Source organism: Methylobacterium variabile (assembly GCF_001043975.1).
GTDB classification, from domain to species: Bacteria; Pseudomonadota; Alphaproteobacteria; order Rhizobiales; family Beijerinckiaceae; genus Methylobacterium; species Methylobacterium variabile.
Genome location: NZ_LABY01000140.1, coordinates 1 through 762, shown reverse-complemented (window position 1 = coordinate 762; position 762 = coordinate 1). Strand labels below are relative to the sequence as shown.

The window sequence follows — 762 nt, the reverse complement described above, 5'->3', positions numbered from 1 at the left end:
GTCTCGTGGGCTCGGAGATCTACCATCTCGACGCCAACGGGGTGAGCTACACCACCGACCGGGCGTGGCGGGAGGTGGTGTCCCGTGGCTGGAGCCGGGAGGACGTGCGGGCCGTGCTCGGGCAGGTTCCCGACCTCGTGCCGCAAGGCCCCCTGGAACAGCGCCCGCACAAGCTCAGCTATTTCGGCGATGCCGCCACCGCCCGGCGCGTGCGGGGCAGGCTCGACGCCGCGGGCCTCGCCGCCTCGATCATCCACAGCCACGGCCGCTACCTCGACGTGCTGCCGCCCGCGGCCTCGAAGGGGACGGCGGTCGATCACGTCCGCGCGCTGTACGGCCTCGCCGAGGGCAACGTGTTCGTGGCGGGCGATTCCGGCAACGACGTGGAGATGCTGCGCGTGCGGCGACAGGCGATCATCGTCGCCAACTTCTCCGACGACCTCGCCACCCATGCGGCACTCGGCCATTCCTACGTCGCCCGCGCCTCGCATGCGCGCGGCGTCATCGAGGGCGTCGCGCATTTCAGGAAGACGCCCGTCCATGCCGGCTAGCACGGCCTCGGCGAGCGTTCTCACCCTGGTCCGCCACCGCGAGGAGCATCTGCGTAACCTGATGCGCGGGCTCGCCCGGCAGACGGTGGCGCCCCTGGAACTCGTGATCGCCTGGATGCAGCCGGAGCCGGCCCCCGACCTGTCGGATCCCGGCTGTCCCGTCCGCCACCTGCACGTGCCGGGGGAGCCCGCGCATCAGGTTACGCAGATG

Annotated in this window: 1 protein-coding gene and 1 pseudogene; both read left to right on the top strand. The window is 71.5% G+C overall.

The genetic code is table 11. From position 1 onward, the window contains the following. A partial coding sequence (locus tag VQ02_RS19545) for an HAD family hydrolase (protein ID WP_157080711.1) occupies positions 1-551 on the top strand: 551 nt, incomplete at its 5' end. After that, positions 541-762 (top strand): annotated as a pseudogene (locus tag VQ02_RS19540) (glycosyltransferase family 2 protein); the annotation flags it as partial. The gene VQ02_RS19545 and the pseudogene VQ02_RS19540, both read left to right, overlap by 11 nt.